The sequence below is a fragment of the Streptomyces sp. NPDC052773 genome, assembly GCF_044547145.1.
Taxonomy (GTDB): domain Bacteria; phylum Actinomycetota; class Actinomycetes; order Streptomycetales; family Streptomycetaceae; genus Streptomyces.
Map to the genome: position 1 here is coordinate 38,068 of NZ_JBITZX010000003.1, position 12,626 is coordinate 50,693.

At 71.1% G+C, this 12,626-nt stretch carries 14 protein-coding genes; 6 read left to right on the forward strand and 8 right to left on the reverse strand.

Annotation, left to right across the window (positions count from 1 at the left end):
* Positions 1 to 82 precede the first annotated feature (82 nt).
* A complete protein-coding gene (mshD, locus tag ACIG0D_RS08045) occupies positions 83 to 1,009 on the reverse strand; it encodes a mycothiol synthase (RefSeq protein WP_399797163.1) in 927 nt (308 codons plus the stop codon).
* Positions 1,010 to 1,189: 180 nt separating this feature from the next.
* Here mshD and ACIG0D_RS08050 point away from each other — a divergent pair, with 180 nt between their 5' ends.
* On the forward strand, positions 1,190 to 3,004 hold the full coding sequence (locus ACIG0D_RS08050; RefSeq protein ID WP_399797164.1) for a bifunctional metallophosphatase/5'-nucleotidase: 1,815 nt from the start codon (positions 1,190 to 1,192) through the stop codon (positions 3,002 to 3,004).
* Between the two features lie 106 nt (positions 3,005 to 3,110).
* On the opposite strand, the gene ACIG0D_RS08055 is transcribed toward ACIG0D_RS08050, so the two are convergent.
* The 3 genes from ACIG0D_RS08055 to ACIG0D_RS08065 form a co-directional block, all read right to left on the reverse strand.
* Positions 3,111 to 4,238, reverse strand: coding sequence for a tetratricopeptide repeat protein (locus ACIG0D_RS08055; protein ID WP_399797165.1), 1,128 nt, complete (start codon positions 4,236 to 4,238; stop codon positions 3,111 to 3,113).
* Positions 4,235 to 5,458, reverse strand: a complete 1,224-nt coding sequence (locus tag ACIG0D_RS08060) for an ATP-binding protein (protein ID WP_399797166.1) — start codon at positions 5,456 to 5,458, stop codon at positions 4,235 to 4,237. The genes ACIG0D_RS08055 and ACIG0D_RS08060 overlap by 4 nt, the downstream gene beginning before the upstream one ends.
* 111 nt (positions 5,459 to 5,569) lie before the next feature.
* Positions 5,570 to 7,636 (reverse strand): pectinesterase family protein, encoded by a 2,067-nt coding sequence (locus tag ACIG0D_RS08065; protein WP_399797167.1) that lies wholly within the window; start codon positions 7,634 to 7,636, stop codon positions 5,570 to 5,572.
* A gap of 132 nt (positions 7,637 to 7,768) precedes the next feature.
* Here ACIG0D_RS08065 and ACIG0D_RS08070 point away from each other — a divergent pair, with 132 nt between their 5' ends.
* Positions 7,769 to 8,098 (forward strand): DUF6281 family protein, encoded by a 330-nt coding sequence (locus ACIG0D_RS08070; RefSeq protein WP_399797169.1) that lies wholly within the window; start codon positions 7,769 to 7,771, stop codon positions 8,096 to 8,098.
* On the opposite strand, the gene ACIG0D_RS08075 is transcribed toward ACIG0D_RS08070, so the two are convergent.
* Both ACIG0D_RS08075 and ACIG0D_RS08080 read right to left on the reverse strand, forming a co-directional pair.
* Positions 8,085 to 8,336, reverse strand: coding sequence for a hypothetical protein (locus ACIG0D_RS08075; protein ID WP_399797170.1), 252 nt, complete (start codon positions 8,334 to 8,336; stop codon positions 8,085 to 8,087). The genes ACIG0D_RS08070 and ACIG0D_RS08075 overlap by 14 nt on opposite strands.
* The gene (locus tag ACIG0D_RS08080) at positions 8,333 to 8,536 is read right to left on the reverse strand and encodes a hypothetical protein (protein WP_399797172.1); all 204 of its coding nucleotides are present in this window, start codon (positions 8,534 to 8,536) and stop codon (positions 8,333 to 8,335) included. The genes ACIG0D_RS08075 and ACIG0D_RS08080 overlap by 4 nt, the downstream gene beginning before the upstream one ends.
* A gap of 137 nt (positions 8,537 to 8,673) precedes the next feature.
* Between ACIG0D_RS08080 and ACIG0D_RS08085 the strand changes: the two genes are divergently transcribed.
* From ACIG0D_RS08085 to ACIG0D_RS08100, 4 genes are read left to right on the forward strand one after another with little or no spacing between them, the layout of a single operon-like run.
* Positions 8,674 to 9,507, forward strand: a complete 834-nt coding sequence (locus ACIG0D_RS08085; RefSeq protein ID WP_399797174.1) for a helix-turn-helix domain-containing protein — start codon at positions 8,674 to 8,676, stop codon at positions 9,505 to 9,507.
* Entirely contained in the window at positions 9,504 to 9,701 is a 198-nt protein-coding gene (locus tag ACIG0D_RS08090) for a DUF397 domain-containing protein (RefSeq protein WP_399797176.1), read from the forward strand. The genes ACIG0D_RS08085 and ACIG0D_RS08090 overlap by 4 nt, the downstream gene beginning before the upstream one ends.
* Positions 9,702 to 9,717: 16 nt before the next feature.
* The gene (locus ACIG0D_RS08095) at positions 9,718 to 9,939 is read left to right on the forward strand and encodes a DUF397 domain-containing protein (RefSeq protein ID WP_399797178.1); all 222 of its coding nucleotides are present in this window, start codon (positions 9,718 to 9,720) and stop codon (positions 9,937 to 9,939) included.
* Between the two features lie 53 nt (positions 9,940 to 9,992).
* Complete coding sequence (locus tag ACIG0D_RS08100; RefSeq protein ID WP_166000089.1) at positions 9,993 to 10,340, forward strand: DUF6247 family protein; 348 nt, start codon at positions 9,993 to 9,995, stop codon at positions 10,338 to 10,340.
* Positions 10,341 to 10,418: 78 nt separating this feature from the next.
* Here the strand turns inward: ACIG0D_RS08100 and ACIG0D_RS08105 are convergent, their stop codons facing one another.
* Together ACIG0D_RS08105 and ACIG0D_RS08110 are read right to left on the reverse strand one after the other, a co-directional pair.
* A complete protein-coding gene (locus ACIG0D_RS08105; protein WP_399797180.1) occupies positions 10,419 to 11,837 on the reverse strand; it encodes a sensor histidine kinase in 1,419 nt (472 codons plus the stop codon).
* Positions 11,834 to 12,571 (reverse strand): response regulator transcription factor, encoded by a 738-nt coding sequence (locus tag ACIG0D_RS08110; protein WP_399797182.1) that lies wholly within the window; start codon positions 12,569 to 12,571, stop codon positions 11,834 to 11,836. The genes ACIG0D_RS08105 and ACIG0D_RS08110 overlap by 4 nt, the downstream gene beginning before the upstream one ends.
* Between the last annotated feature and the right edge of the window lie 55 nt (positions 12,572 to 12,626).

Consider the following 12,626-nt stretch of genomic DNA (forward strand, 5'->3'; position numbering starts at 1 on the left):
AATTGAGTAGTGAAAGGGTGGTGCAAGAGAGGGGGCGGCGTCAAGATCGCCGCCCCCTGTACGAACCTTGTGTGAGGAACTGTCAGGTTTCGGACCGGTACATGAGGTCCGTCTCGTACGTGGTGAACCCCAGGCCCTCGTACACCGACACGGCCGCCTTGTTGTCCGCGTCCACGTACAGCATCGCCGTCGGCAGCCCCTGCGCGGCCAGATGACGCAGGCCGATCAGGGTGAGCGCCTTGCCCAGGCCGCCGCCCTGGGCGCCGGGCGCGACCCCGACCACGTACACCTCGCCGAGCTGCTCCTCGGCGTGCGTCTTCGTCCAGTGGAAGCCGACCAGCTCGCCCTCGCGCTCGGCCAGGAAGAAGCCCGCCGGGTCGAACCACGGCTCGGCCTTGCGGTCGTCGAGGTCGCGCTGGGTCAGGGAGCCCTGCTCCGGATGGTGCGCGAACGCCGCGGCGTTGACGGCGAGCCAGGCCGCGTCGTCCTGCCCGGGCACGAAGGTGCGCACGCTCACCCCGGCCGGCAGCACCGGCTCCGGCAGGTCGAAATCGGACAAAGGCCGCCGCATCTGCCGCAGTTCACGGAACAGGGTCAGCCCCAGCACCTGCGCCAGATGCCGGGCGGCCGAGTGCCCGCCGTGCGCCCACACCCGCAGCCGCTTGCCGGAGGCGGCGAGCAGCGCCGTGCCGAGGGCGCGGCCGTGGCCGTGACCGCGGTACGAGGGATGGACGACCAGCTCGGCGGCCGGCGCCTCCACCGGGTCGGTGTCCTCCAGCTGGGCGTAGCCGACGAGTTCGCCGCCGCTGGTGAGCAGCAGGTGGGAGACACCCTCGCGCTCCCCGCCGCGCAGCTGGAGCCGGCCCTGTTCGGACACCGCCTGCTGGCCGTCCACGCGGGCGGCCTCCGCGAGCAGTTCGAGAACGGCCTCGATCTGCTCCGTGGAGAGCGCCGCGTAGGTCTCCAGGGCGCGCGCGGGGCCGGGCCGTGCCAAGTCGTCGCTGGTCATGCCTACGAGAGTAAGGGGCGGCGGCCCGAAATCGGCGGTACGGGGAAAGCGCGGACCAGCGCAAGGGGAAACCCAAAGGGAAACCAGGCTGTAACCATGAACCCCCTGTCGCGCTACGCGCGTTGACTCTAGGCTGCGCCGGGACCCTCACACACCCGGAAAAGAACGACAGGGGGGCGCATGCCAGCCACCACTCCGCCGCAGGACCGCCGCAGACGCCGTACGACCAGGCTGCTCGCGGCCGCCGCCGCCCTCGCCACCGCCGGCGCGCTGGCCGCCGCGCTGCCGTCGGCCGCCAGCGCCGACGAGAAGACCACGGGCCACAAGCCGGGCCGCTACCAGGACGTGCAGCTGCTGTCCTTCAACGACTTCCACGGCAACCTCGAGCCCCCCACGGGTTCCTCGGGGCGGCTCACGGAGCTTCAGCCGGACGGCAGCGTCAAGACCATCGAGGGCGTCGGCGGTGTCGAGTACCTGGCCGGCTCGCTGCGCAAGGCCCGCGAGGGCCACCCGTACTCGATCACGGCCGCCGCGGGCGACCTGATAGGCGGCAGCCCCCTCATCTCCGCGCTGTTCCACGACGAGCCCACGATCGAGGCGATGAACGCCCTCGACCTGGACGTCGCGGGCGTCGGCAACCACGAGTTCGACGAGGGCGCCGCCGAGCTCAAGCGGATGCAGAACGGCGGCTGCCACCCGAAGGACGGCTGCTACGAGGAAGGGCGGACCTTCGAGGGCGCGCAGTTCCCGTACCTGGCTGCGAACGTCGTCGACGAGAAGACCGGAAAGCCGATGCTCGACCCCACCTATGTGTGGGAGAAGAACGGCGTGAAGATCGGTTTCATCGGCGTGACCCTGGAGGGCACTCCGGACATCGTCACCGCCGATGGTGTCAAGGGCCTGAAGTTCCTCGACGAGACCGCGACGATCAACAAGTACGCGCGCGAACTGCAGAAGCGGGGCGTCAAGTCGATCGTCGCGCTGATCCACGAGGGTGGCGCCCCGGCGTCCGAGGCGTACAACTACGACTGCGACTCGAACGGCCCCGGCTCCGGCATCTCCGGCCCGATCGCGGACATCGCCACGGGCGTGACCGCCAAGGTCGACGCGCTGGTCACCGGCCACACCCACGCGGCGTACGCGTGCACCATCCCGGACCCGGAGGGCAACCCGCGCACGGTGACCTCCGCCGCGTCCTTCGGCCGTCTCTACACGGACACCACGCTGACCTACGACCGGCGCAGCGGCGACATCGTCCGCACGTCGGTGAAGTCCGCGAACCACGTCGTCGTCCGGGAGAACCCGGCCCGCGACATGACCGACCTGATCGCCCACTACAAGGCGATGTCCGCACCGGTCGAGAACCGGCCCATCGGCTGGATCGCCTCCGAGCTCGCCCAGCCCAAGGCGCCGGACGACTCCACGCTCGGCAACGTGATCGCGGACGCGCAGCTCGCCTACGCCAAGTCCGTGGATCCGAGCGCGGACGTGGCGCTGATGAACCCGGGCGGGGTGCGGGCCGGCCTCACGTACGCGTCCTCCCCGGCCGGTGAGGGCGACGGCGTGGTGACGTATGGCGAGGCCTTCAGGGTGCAGCCGTTCGCCAACACGGTGAACCTGGTCGACCTCACCGGCGCCCAGCTGCTCACCGTGCTCCAGCAGCAGGTCTCCGGCGCCAACGCGGCCGCCCCGAAGATCCTTCAGCCGTCGGGGCTGACGTACACGCTGGACCTGACGAAGACCGGCGCGGACCGGATCGTCACCGACTCCATCCGTGTCGCGGGCGCCCCGCTGGACCCGGCGAAGACCTACCGCGTCGCCGCCAACTCCTTCCTCGCCGGCGGCGGCGACGGCTTCACGGAGCTGGCCAAGGGCGCGAACCCGCTGGTCGGCAAGGACGACCTGGTGGCCTTCGAGACCTACCTGGCCGCCAACTCCTCGGCGACCAGCCCGCTGCCGGCGCCCGCGGCGGACCGGGTGAACGTCATCAAGTAACCGACCGCGCGAAGGGGCCCGGGACGCTGTCCCCGGGCCCCTTCGCCGTGTCCGGACCGAGGAGCGGACCGTTGCCGCCCGCTCAGGCCCTCTCGCCCGCCCCGGCTCAGCCGGTCTTCCTCCGGTCGAACCACATCGTCGCGAGGGTCGGCAGCAGCCCCGCCCAGAAGAGCACCTGCGGGACCGTGCGCTCGGTCCACGGGATCTCGACGACGAGCAGGGCGCACAGCATCGCCCACGCCGCCTGCCCGAGGACGATCCGGGCCCAGCGGCGGCGGCGGACCAGCGAGCGCAGGTTGACCCGGATGCCGGCGCGCAGCCCGCGGTACCGCAGCAGGGCGCCCAGGGCCCACACCACGGCCATCGGGACCAGGTCCCAGAGCCGCTGCCCGAGCGGCAGCGGCAGCTCGCGCTGCGTCTCGCCGTCCGTGGCGAACAGGTCGATGCCCACGCCCGCGAGGGCCAGGCAGAGCAGGGCGAGCCAGCGGATGCCGCGCAGCAGCCGGTAGGACGCCTCGTCCAGGCCCTGCCGCATCGGCTCGGAGTCCGGGGCGGCGGCGAGCGCGTCGGCGTACAGGGTGGCGGCTCGGGCGGCGGGTACGCCGGGCGCGGACGCGGCTCTCCGCGTGTGCCGGGCCAGGGCCTCCGGGTGCTGCGGGTCGATCCGGAGGATGGCGTCGTCCAGCCGGTCGGCGGCGGCCCGGTCGCCCATCATGTCCGCGATCACCCGGGCGACCTCGTAGGGGTACACCTCCTCCGGGGCCAGCCGGATGGCCTCCTCGGCGAGTTCGGCCGACTCCCGCAGGGCGGCGACGTGGTCCTCGCGCCGGCCCTGACCGCCGTTGGCCCTCCCGGAGCGGATGCCCCGGATGCGCCACTGCCAGTCGGCGAGCAGCGCGACGGCGCGCCAGTTCCCGGGGTCGAGGCGGATCGCCTCGCGCAGGACGTCCTCGGTCTCCAGGAAGCGGCCGGCGGCGCGCAGGGCGTGCGCGTGCATGACGATCGCGCCGACGTCCGAGGAGTCGAGGGCCAGCGCCCGCTGGGTCGCCTCCAGCGCGGCGGTCCCGTCCTTCCGCTCCCCGGCCAGATGACTGCGCGCCAGCTTGACCCAGGCCCGGATGTCCTCCGGATCCTCGGCGAGGCGCCGGGCCAGCAGCTCCCTGGCCTCGTCGTACCGCTTGAGATCGATGAGCAGGTCGGCCCGCTCGACGGCGGGGTGCTGGGCGGTGGTCACAGCTTGCGCCTCTTCTTCAGATAGGCCACCAGGTCGTCGTACATCCCGCCCTGGTTGGCGAACATCGCCACGTTCCGCGCGGACGCGAACCACGGCTCGGCGGACGGCACGACCTCCTTGGCGGCGGCCAGCAGATCCGCCATGCCGATCATCCGTACGGTGCCGGTGCGCGCCGAGTCGAGCAGGGCCCGCTCCGCCGCGGCCTCGCAGACATGGGCCAGGTCGGCACCCGACATGCCGTCGGTGACCTTGACGAGCTTGCCGAGGTCGACGTTCTCGATGGGCCGGTCCCGCAGGTGGTAGCGGAGGATGGCCTCGCGGGCGGGCGCGTCGGGTGGCAGGACGAGGATGGTCCGGTCCAGCCGTCCGGGCCGGCGCAGGGCGAGGTCGACGTCCCAGGGCACATTGGTGGCGGCCAGCACGAACACGCCCTCGTTCGCGGCCGAGTCGATCCCGTCCAGCTCGGTCAGCAGCTGGTTGACGGTGTTGCGCATCCCGCTGTGCGCGGTACGGCTGCGCTTGGCGCCGAGCGCGTCCAGCTCGTCGAGGAACACCACGCAGGGCGCCTGGCGCCGGGCGGTCTCGAAGATCTCGTGCATGTTGCGCTCGGAGTTGCCGATCCACATGTCGAGCACGTCGTTCACCGACACCGACAGGAACGCGGCGCCCAGCTCCCCCGCGACGGCCCGCGCGATGAACGTCTTCCCGCACCCGGGCGGCCCGTACAGCAGCAGCCCGCCGCGCAGGCTCTTGCCGTACAGCTTCCGCAGCTCGGGGTTGCGCAGCGGCGCGAGGAAGGCGGCCTCCAGCCGCGCCTTCACGTCCTCCATCCCCCCGACGTCGGCGAGCCGCACGGCACCGGGCTTCTCCACCTCCCAGGCATCCGCGTCACCGGTATCGCCCCGCCCGTCGGCCCGCACCGGCGCCTCGACGAACCGGGGCGGCACGACGTCACCGACCTGCTCCTCGGCGGCCTTCCAGTCGAACTCGCGCCTCGGCGCGGCCGGTTGCTGAGCCACCCCCATGGCCCGGGCCATGAGGTCCCGGGCCTGGGCGTCGCCGGGGGCGTGCTGAAGCGCTACGGCGACCTCGGCGACGGCCGCCTCCGACTGGCCTGCGTCCAGGAGGAGTTCGGCGAGATGCAGTCGCAACGGCACGTCGGCGGGCGCGGCGGCGACTGCCGTACGCAGGCTCTGTATCAGCGGGGAGTCTTCCGGCATGGGGACACCCTACGGACCGCCGCCGACATCATCCGGGGAAGGGGGGAACGCCCTGCGTTCACCTGTTCGGGCGACGGTGCCCGGAGGGGCGCCCCGAGCCTGACGTGGGCCTCAGGAGGCCGTAGGCGTCCAGCCGGACAGCCAGTCCGTGACCTCCTGGTCGGCGGCCTGGGCGTCGGTCAGGTGGGGTCGGTCGGAACCGGCGGAACCGGCTCCCGGGCCCGTGTTCTTGTACTCCGCGAAGCGGTCGTCCTTCCAGGAGAAGCCGCTCATGTCGGTCCAGGGGGTGGAGCGGATGGCAGCGCTGAGGGTGGTGTTGCGGACCGTCGTCTGGGGGTCGAGGGTCGCGTCGCCGCCCGCGTGCCAGGGGCGGCCGAGGTAGAAGGTGCGGTCCGAGACGGCGCCGGTCACCGTGGAGTTGGCGATCAGGATGCCCTTGCGGTTGGCGGCGGTCGACGGGGCCGTGACGTAACCGGCCGAGGTGCCGTCCCAGCGCTTCTTCAGGGTGATGACCGAGCGGTCGATCACGGCGGTGGCGCGGCCGAAGATGAAGTCGACGTTGCCGGTGACATAAGAGTTGGTCATGTAGACGCGGCCCAGCCGGTCCTTCGCGGCGGTGTCGAGCAGGAGTGTGTCCTGGTCGCCCTCCACGATCACCGAGTCCAGGAACACCTTGTCCGACGCCGTGCGCAGGGCGACGGCCTGGTGACCGGAGATGTGCTGGTTGGCCTTCTCGTCGAAGTCGTTGGCGATGGTCAGGTTGCGGGCCTGGAAGTCGTCCGCCTCGACGGCGACGGTGGCGCTGCCGCCGGTGCCGTAGGTGCCGCCGCCCGGCTTGGGGGTGCCGGAGGCGTTGTTGTAGACGATCACCGTGTCCTTGCGACTGGCGCCCGTGCCCTGGATGGTGACGTGCGGCTTGTTCGAGGGGACCTTCACCGTCTCGCGGTACGTGCCCGGCTTCACGGCGATGACGACGCGGGAGGGGTTGTTCGCGGGTACGGCGTTCACCGCGGCCTGGACGGTCTTGTACTGGCCGGATCCGTCCTTGGCGACGGTGAGGGTGGTGGCCGCGGCGGCGGCGGTCGTGGTCGCCGTGGTCCCCAGGGAACCGCGCGGGCCGGCGCCGGACTTGAGGAGTGCGGGCAGGTCCGCCGCCTTGTCGAGGGTGTAGCCGTAGTACGTCTTCGGGTCGAAGGCCGTGCCGCCGCTCTCGTTGCGTCCGCTGGTGCCGGAGAAGACGTTGCCGCGCTGGACGATCGACGCCGTCGCGTCCTTGATGACGGGGTTCTTGACGCCCTGGAAGTAGGAATTCTCCAGGACCATCTTCGTCTTCCCGCGCGAGTAGTTGCCGTAGGAGGAGGTGATGGCGGTCCCCGGGGTGTCCTCCAGGACGTTGTTGTAGAGGTGCGCGTGGGCGGCGTTGTCCGTGGACGGGTTGCGCTGCTCGGTCTCGTGGAACCAGTTGTGGTGGATCGTGATGTCCGTGACGACGTTCTCGGTCCAGCCGATGCCGAACGTCTTGTTGTTGTCGCTCAGCTTGTTCCACGACACGGTGATGTTCGTGCTGTCCTTGCGGACGTCGATGAGCCCGTCCGCCATGTGCCGCAGGTCGTTGTGGTCGATCCAGACGTGGTGCGCGCCGTCCATCTGGATCGCGTCGTAGTCGTGGTCCTTGTCGTTCCAGACGCCCTGGTACGAGTCCCGGATCGTCAAGTTCCGGATGATCACGTTGTGCACGCCGGGGCCGAGGAAGAAGCCGCCGCCGACGATGTGCCCGGAGGTGCCGGAGCCGATGATGGTCTTGTCGGAGGCGACCTTGATCTCCTTGCCGACCGGGGACATGGTGATGGTCCCGGCGACGACGATGACGTACGGCTCGGCGGCGGTCGCGTACTTCTCCAGGTCCGCGAGCGTGCGGACGGTGACGGTCCGGCCGCCCCGGCCGCCGTACGTGCCGTTCTGGCCGAGGGAGTTCACGGAGGCGAAGCCGTCGGCGGTCGCCGTCGCCCACGCGGGGGCTTCGGCCGCCGCCGCCTCGGGCTGCGCGTTCTCGCCGTAGACGAGCGCCCCCGCGGCGATCAGGGCGAGGGGGACACCGGCCGCGAGCACCGTCGTCCGGCGCCTGCGGTGCTGTGCCCTGCGGGGCTTGCGGGGCTTGCCACGAGTCGTCTCACTCATGCGGGTTCCGTTCCGTCCGTGGGGTGTGGGGATGGTCGACGAACAGTCGCCGCGGACGGCGGAAGGGTTGCCGGGGTGGCCGAACGATTCGGCCGGGCCCGGCGTCGGAGTGAGTGACGACAGGAGGCCGGGATGAAGGCGGTACGAGGACCGGCGGTGCTGCTGCTCGCGCTCACCGGGTGCGCGGCGGGGGAGAGCGCGGGCGACGCGGCGGGCGCCTGCGCCTACCTGGTGCGGTACGAGGGGCGGACGTACATGGACCGGGGCGGAGACGACTTCGAGGTGGCCGAGCGCATCGGCACCGCGGTCCTGCCGCCCTGCGACGACACCCCGAACGACGGCGATCCGGGCGCGGCCACCCCCATCAGGGCCTACCGGGTCGTGGGCTGGGACCCCGGAAAGGCCATTGCGGTGGGAACGTCACCGGGCGACGCGGTCTTCGTACGGGTCACCGCCGGCTGACCGCGATCCGCAGGACGTCCGCCAGGGACTCGGTGGCCCGGGTGAGCGCGAACCGCACGGCCCGCTCACCCGCCTTGGCGTCGCCGAGGGCGGCCCTCGCCCCGGCCAGCACCTCCTGTGCGGAGCGCAGTTGGGCGGCCTCGATGTCGTCGGCGAGCCGCGAGAGGGGGCTGTGCGGGTCGTCGCTGCTGAGGTAGCAGGGCTTGCCGTCGACGCCCGTCCAGGGCAGCAGCCTCATGCGGGGACCTCCAGGTAGGGGCGTACGAGCGGGGTGTCGAGCCAGACGGGCTCCAGGGCGATCGGCGGGGCGGGCGGGGGCGGTGGCGGGGGCGGCGCCGTGGCGCGGTGGCGTCCCTCGGCGGGCAGCAGGAGCCGTACGAGGGCGAGCAGGACGGTCTCGCAGAGCGCGGCGAGCCGCAGGCGGAGGCGCAGAGGCATGGGGGTGCCCTTCCGGGGCGTGGCAGGGGTGGCTGACGAGCGGTGATTACCTTTCGTGCCTCGATGGTTACGGATCACGCGTACGCTGCGGAAGAGGTTCGGTGTTGTCTGGCGCCCAGGCAACGGGGAGGGGTGACGTGGGCGAAATGGTTGACGACGAACCGGAGTCGGGGCGGGCTGCGCTCGGCCGGACTCTCAAGTTCCTGCGGGAGCAGGCGGGGAAGTCGCTCGGGCAGCTGGCCGAGGACACCGGGTACGACAAGAGCTACCTGAGCCGCTTGGAGAGCGGGGAACGGCTCTCCAAGCGTGCGGTCATGGAGGACCTGGACAGCTACTACCGGTCGGGTGATCTGCTGGTCCGCTTGTGGCGCGAGGCGCGCAGAGAAGTCGTCAAGGACAAGTACAAAGCGTTCATGGAGCTGGAGGCAACGGCGCGGATCATGTGGATGTTCCAGCTGCGCGTGCCGGGCTTGTTGCAGACCGAGGACTACGCCCGTGCGGTGTTGTCAGGGTTGTCTGGTGCTCAGACAACGGCAGGCAACAGGGACGAAGTCGAGGAGCAGGTGGCCGTCCGCATGGGACGCCAAGAGCTGCTCCACCGGCCTTCGGCACCGAACTTGCGCGTGATCCTGGACGAAGGTGCGTTGCGAAGGCAGGTTCCCGACACGAAGGTGTGGACAGATCAGCTGTCGCACCTCATCGATGCGGCGGCACTGCCGAATGTGGCGATTCAGGTGCTGCCGTACACAGCCGGTGTTCACGACCTCATGGACAGCCATCTCTGGCTGTTTTGGAAGCGAATCGGCGACCCTGTTGCCTGGGTGGAGGGCAATGGCTTCGGCGAGCTGGTCCAGGATCCGGACAAGGTACTGCGCTTTTGCTTGTCCTACGATCTGGTCAGGGATGCGGCGCTGACTCCGAGGGAGTCGACGGCGTTCATCAAACGCCTTCTGGAGGAGTGCGGATCATGAACCGAGCCCCCGATCTCAGCACCGCGGTGTGGCGCAAGTCCAGCTACAGCGACGGGGGTGGCACCAACTGCGTCGAGGTCGCCGACAACTGCCCCGGCATAGTCCCGGTCCGCGACAGCAAGACCCCGGAGGGCCCGGTGCTCGTGTTCGGGGCCGGTTCGTGGGTGTCGTTCGTGAACGGCGTCAAGAGCTGACGGAGGTCGCCGGATCATGAACCGAGCCCCCGACCTCACCACCGTCGTGTGGCGTAAGTCGTCCTACAGCGACGGGGGAGACAACAACTGCGTCGAGGTCGCCGACAACTGCCCCGGCACAGTCCCGGTCCGCGACAGCAAGACCCCGGCCGGCCAGGTCCTGCTCTTCGGGGCGTCTCCGTGGGCCGCGTTCGTGGAGGGCGTCAAGCGCGAGCGGGCTCCGCACGCTCGCGGGTGAAGCGGGTGGGAAACCCGGGACGCGAAGGTGTGCGGTTCGGTCACGGTGATCCCATGGCACAGGAACTCGATCAAGCACCGGAGGGGGCCCGGGTCCCGTTCTCCCGGACTCCCAAGGCGCTGCGCGAGGCCATTGCCCAGCACGCACCTGTGCTTCTGCCCGACTTCGACAAACACTGGAAGCGGGCGATCGCCGACACGTACGACCTTCGACCCGTTCCCGCGTTCATGGCTCGTTGGTGGATCGAGTACACGATCGCTCGTGATCCGGAGCTCGATGCACGCCTGCACGACCTGGAACTCCGTGCGGCTGAGTCCACCGACATCGCCGAGGCCAGGGCCCTCCTCGACGAGGCGGCGAGGATTCGGGACAAGGCTCTGAGGACGGAGCCGGGCGAGTGACCGACGACTTCATGGGACCGCCTTGGCAGACGGAGTGGCGGCTCGATGAACAGCTCTTCTGGCAGGAGCCCGAGCCTGCTACGGAGCCTCCGGCGGAGGAGTAGCCGCCCCCGGCAGGCGGATCGTCACCACCGTGCCCTCGCCCTCCGCAGGAGTCAGCGTCACCTCGCCGCCCGCCTGCTGCACCGTGCGGGCCACGATCGACAGGCCGAGGCCCGAGCCGGGGAGGGCGCGGGCGCTGGGGCTGCGCCAGAAGCGGTCGAAGACGTAGGGGAGTTCGTCCTCCGGGATGCCCGGGCCGTGGTCGCGGACCGTGAGGACACCGCCGTCGAGGCGTACGTCGATCGTGCCGCCCGCCGGGCTGAACTTCACCGCGTTGTCGAGCACGTTGACCACCGCCCGCTCCAGCGCGGCCGGCTCCGCGCGGACGTACCAGGGCTGGACGTCCGCCGTGATCGTCAGCTCCGGGCCGCGCAGCCGGGCGCGGCGCAGGGCCGATTCGACCGCGTCGTGGAAGGGGATGACCGGTGCCAGGCCGCCGTGCTGGGCGGTGTCCGGGCGGGACAGTTCCTGGAGGTCGCCGATCAGCGCGGCCAGCTCCGTCATCTGCGCCTTCACCGAGGCGAGCAGCGCCTTGCGGTCCGCCTCCGGCAGCGGGCGGCCGGTCTCCTCGCTGCGGGTGAGGAGTTCGATGTTGGTGCGCAGGGAGGTGAGCGGTGTGCGCAGCTCGTGTCCCGCGTCCGCGATGAGCTGCTGCTGGAGGTCGCGGGAGCTGGCCAGCGCGGAGGTCATCGAGTTGAAGGAGCGGGACAGGCGGGCGATCTCGTCCTCGCTGTCGTCCTCCACGGGGATGCGGATGGTCAGGTCCTCGGTGCGGGCCACGTGCTCGACGGCCTCCGTCAGTTTGTCGACGGGGCGCAGCCCGGCACGGGCCACGGCGAGCCCGGCCGCGCCGGCGCCGACGACGCCGATGCCGGAGACCGCGAGCAGCAGCAGCGCCAGCTCGTTGAGGGTGCCCTCGGTGTCCTCCAGGGGGAGGGCGACCACCAGGGCGATCCCGCCGCCCAGTGGACGCGTCATCGTACGGACCGCGTTGCCGTCGGAGTCCTTCCCGTCCCGGAAGAAGGGGGCCTCGCCGGGGTTCTGCGCGGCGATCCGGGTGTCGGCGGCGGTCACCCGCACCGCGCCCGCGGAGGTGTCGAAGACGCAGTACGTCCCGTCGGCGCTGACCAGCTCGGCGTAGACCTGGGTGGGCGGGCCGAAGGACCGGGCGTCGCCGGGGGACCGGCGGCAGTCGGCCAGGGTGTCCTGGATCGCGTCCAGCGTGACCCGGACGTTGCCGAGCTTGTCGTCGATCTCGGCGTACAGCTTGCCCCGCACCACGAACCAGCAGCTGACCGAGACCGCCGCCACCGCGAACGCCACCGCCGCCGCCACCAGCAGCGCGAGCCGGGAGCGCAGGGGCAGCGCGCGCAGGCGCCGTACCGCCTTGCTCACTCGGTGCCGCCCTGCCGCAGTACGTAGCCGACGCCCCGGACGGTGTGCACGAGCCGCGGCTCGCCGCCCGCCTCGGTCTTGCGGCGCAGGTACATCACGTACACGTCCAGCGAGTTCGACGACGGCTCGAAGTCGAAGCCCCACACCGCCTTGAGGATCTGCTCGCGGGTGAGGACCTGCCTCGGGTGCGCCATGAACATCTCCAGCAGGGTGAACTCGGTGCGGGTCAGCCCCACCGGCCGCCCGCCGCGCGTCACCTCGCGCGTCGCGAGGTCCATCCGCAGGTCGGCGAAGGTCAGCACCTCGCCGGCCTCGGCGGTCGTGCCGGCCATCGCCGCCGCGTAGGAGCTGCGGCGCAGCAGCGCGCGGATACGGGCGAACAGTTCGTCCAGTTCGAAGGGCTTGACCAGGTAGTCGTCGGCGCCCGCGTCGAGGCCGGTCACGCGGTCGCCGACGGTGTCGCGGGCCGTGAGCATGAGGATCGGGGTGGTGTCGCCCGCGCCGCGGATGCGCCGCGCCGCGGTCAGGCCGTCCATGCGCGGCATCTGGATGTCGAGGACGACGAGGTCGGGCCGGTACGCGGTCGCCTTCTCCAGGGCGTCCGCGCCGTCGACCGCGACCTCCGTGTCGTACCCCTCGAAGGCCAGGCTGCGCTGGAGCGCTTCGCGTACCGCGGGCTCGTCGTCGACGATGAGGATGCGCTGGGGGTCACGGTCGCCTTCGGCGGGGCTCATGGCGTGGGTTCCTCGGGTGTGATCGGCAGGCTGAGGGCTGACGTTCTCAGCCTCG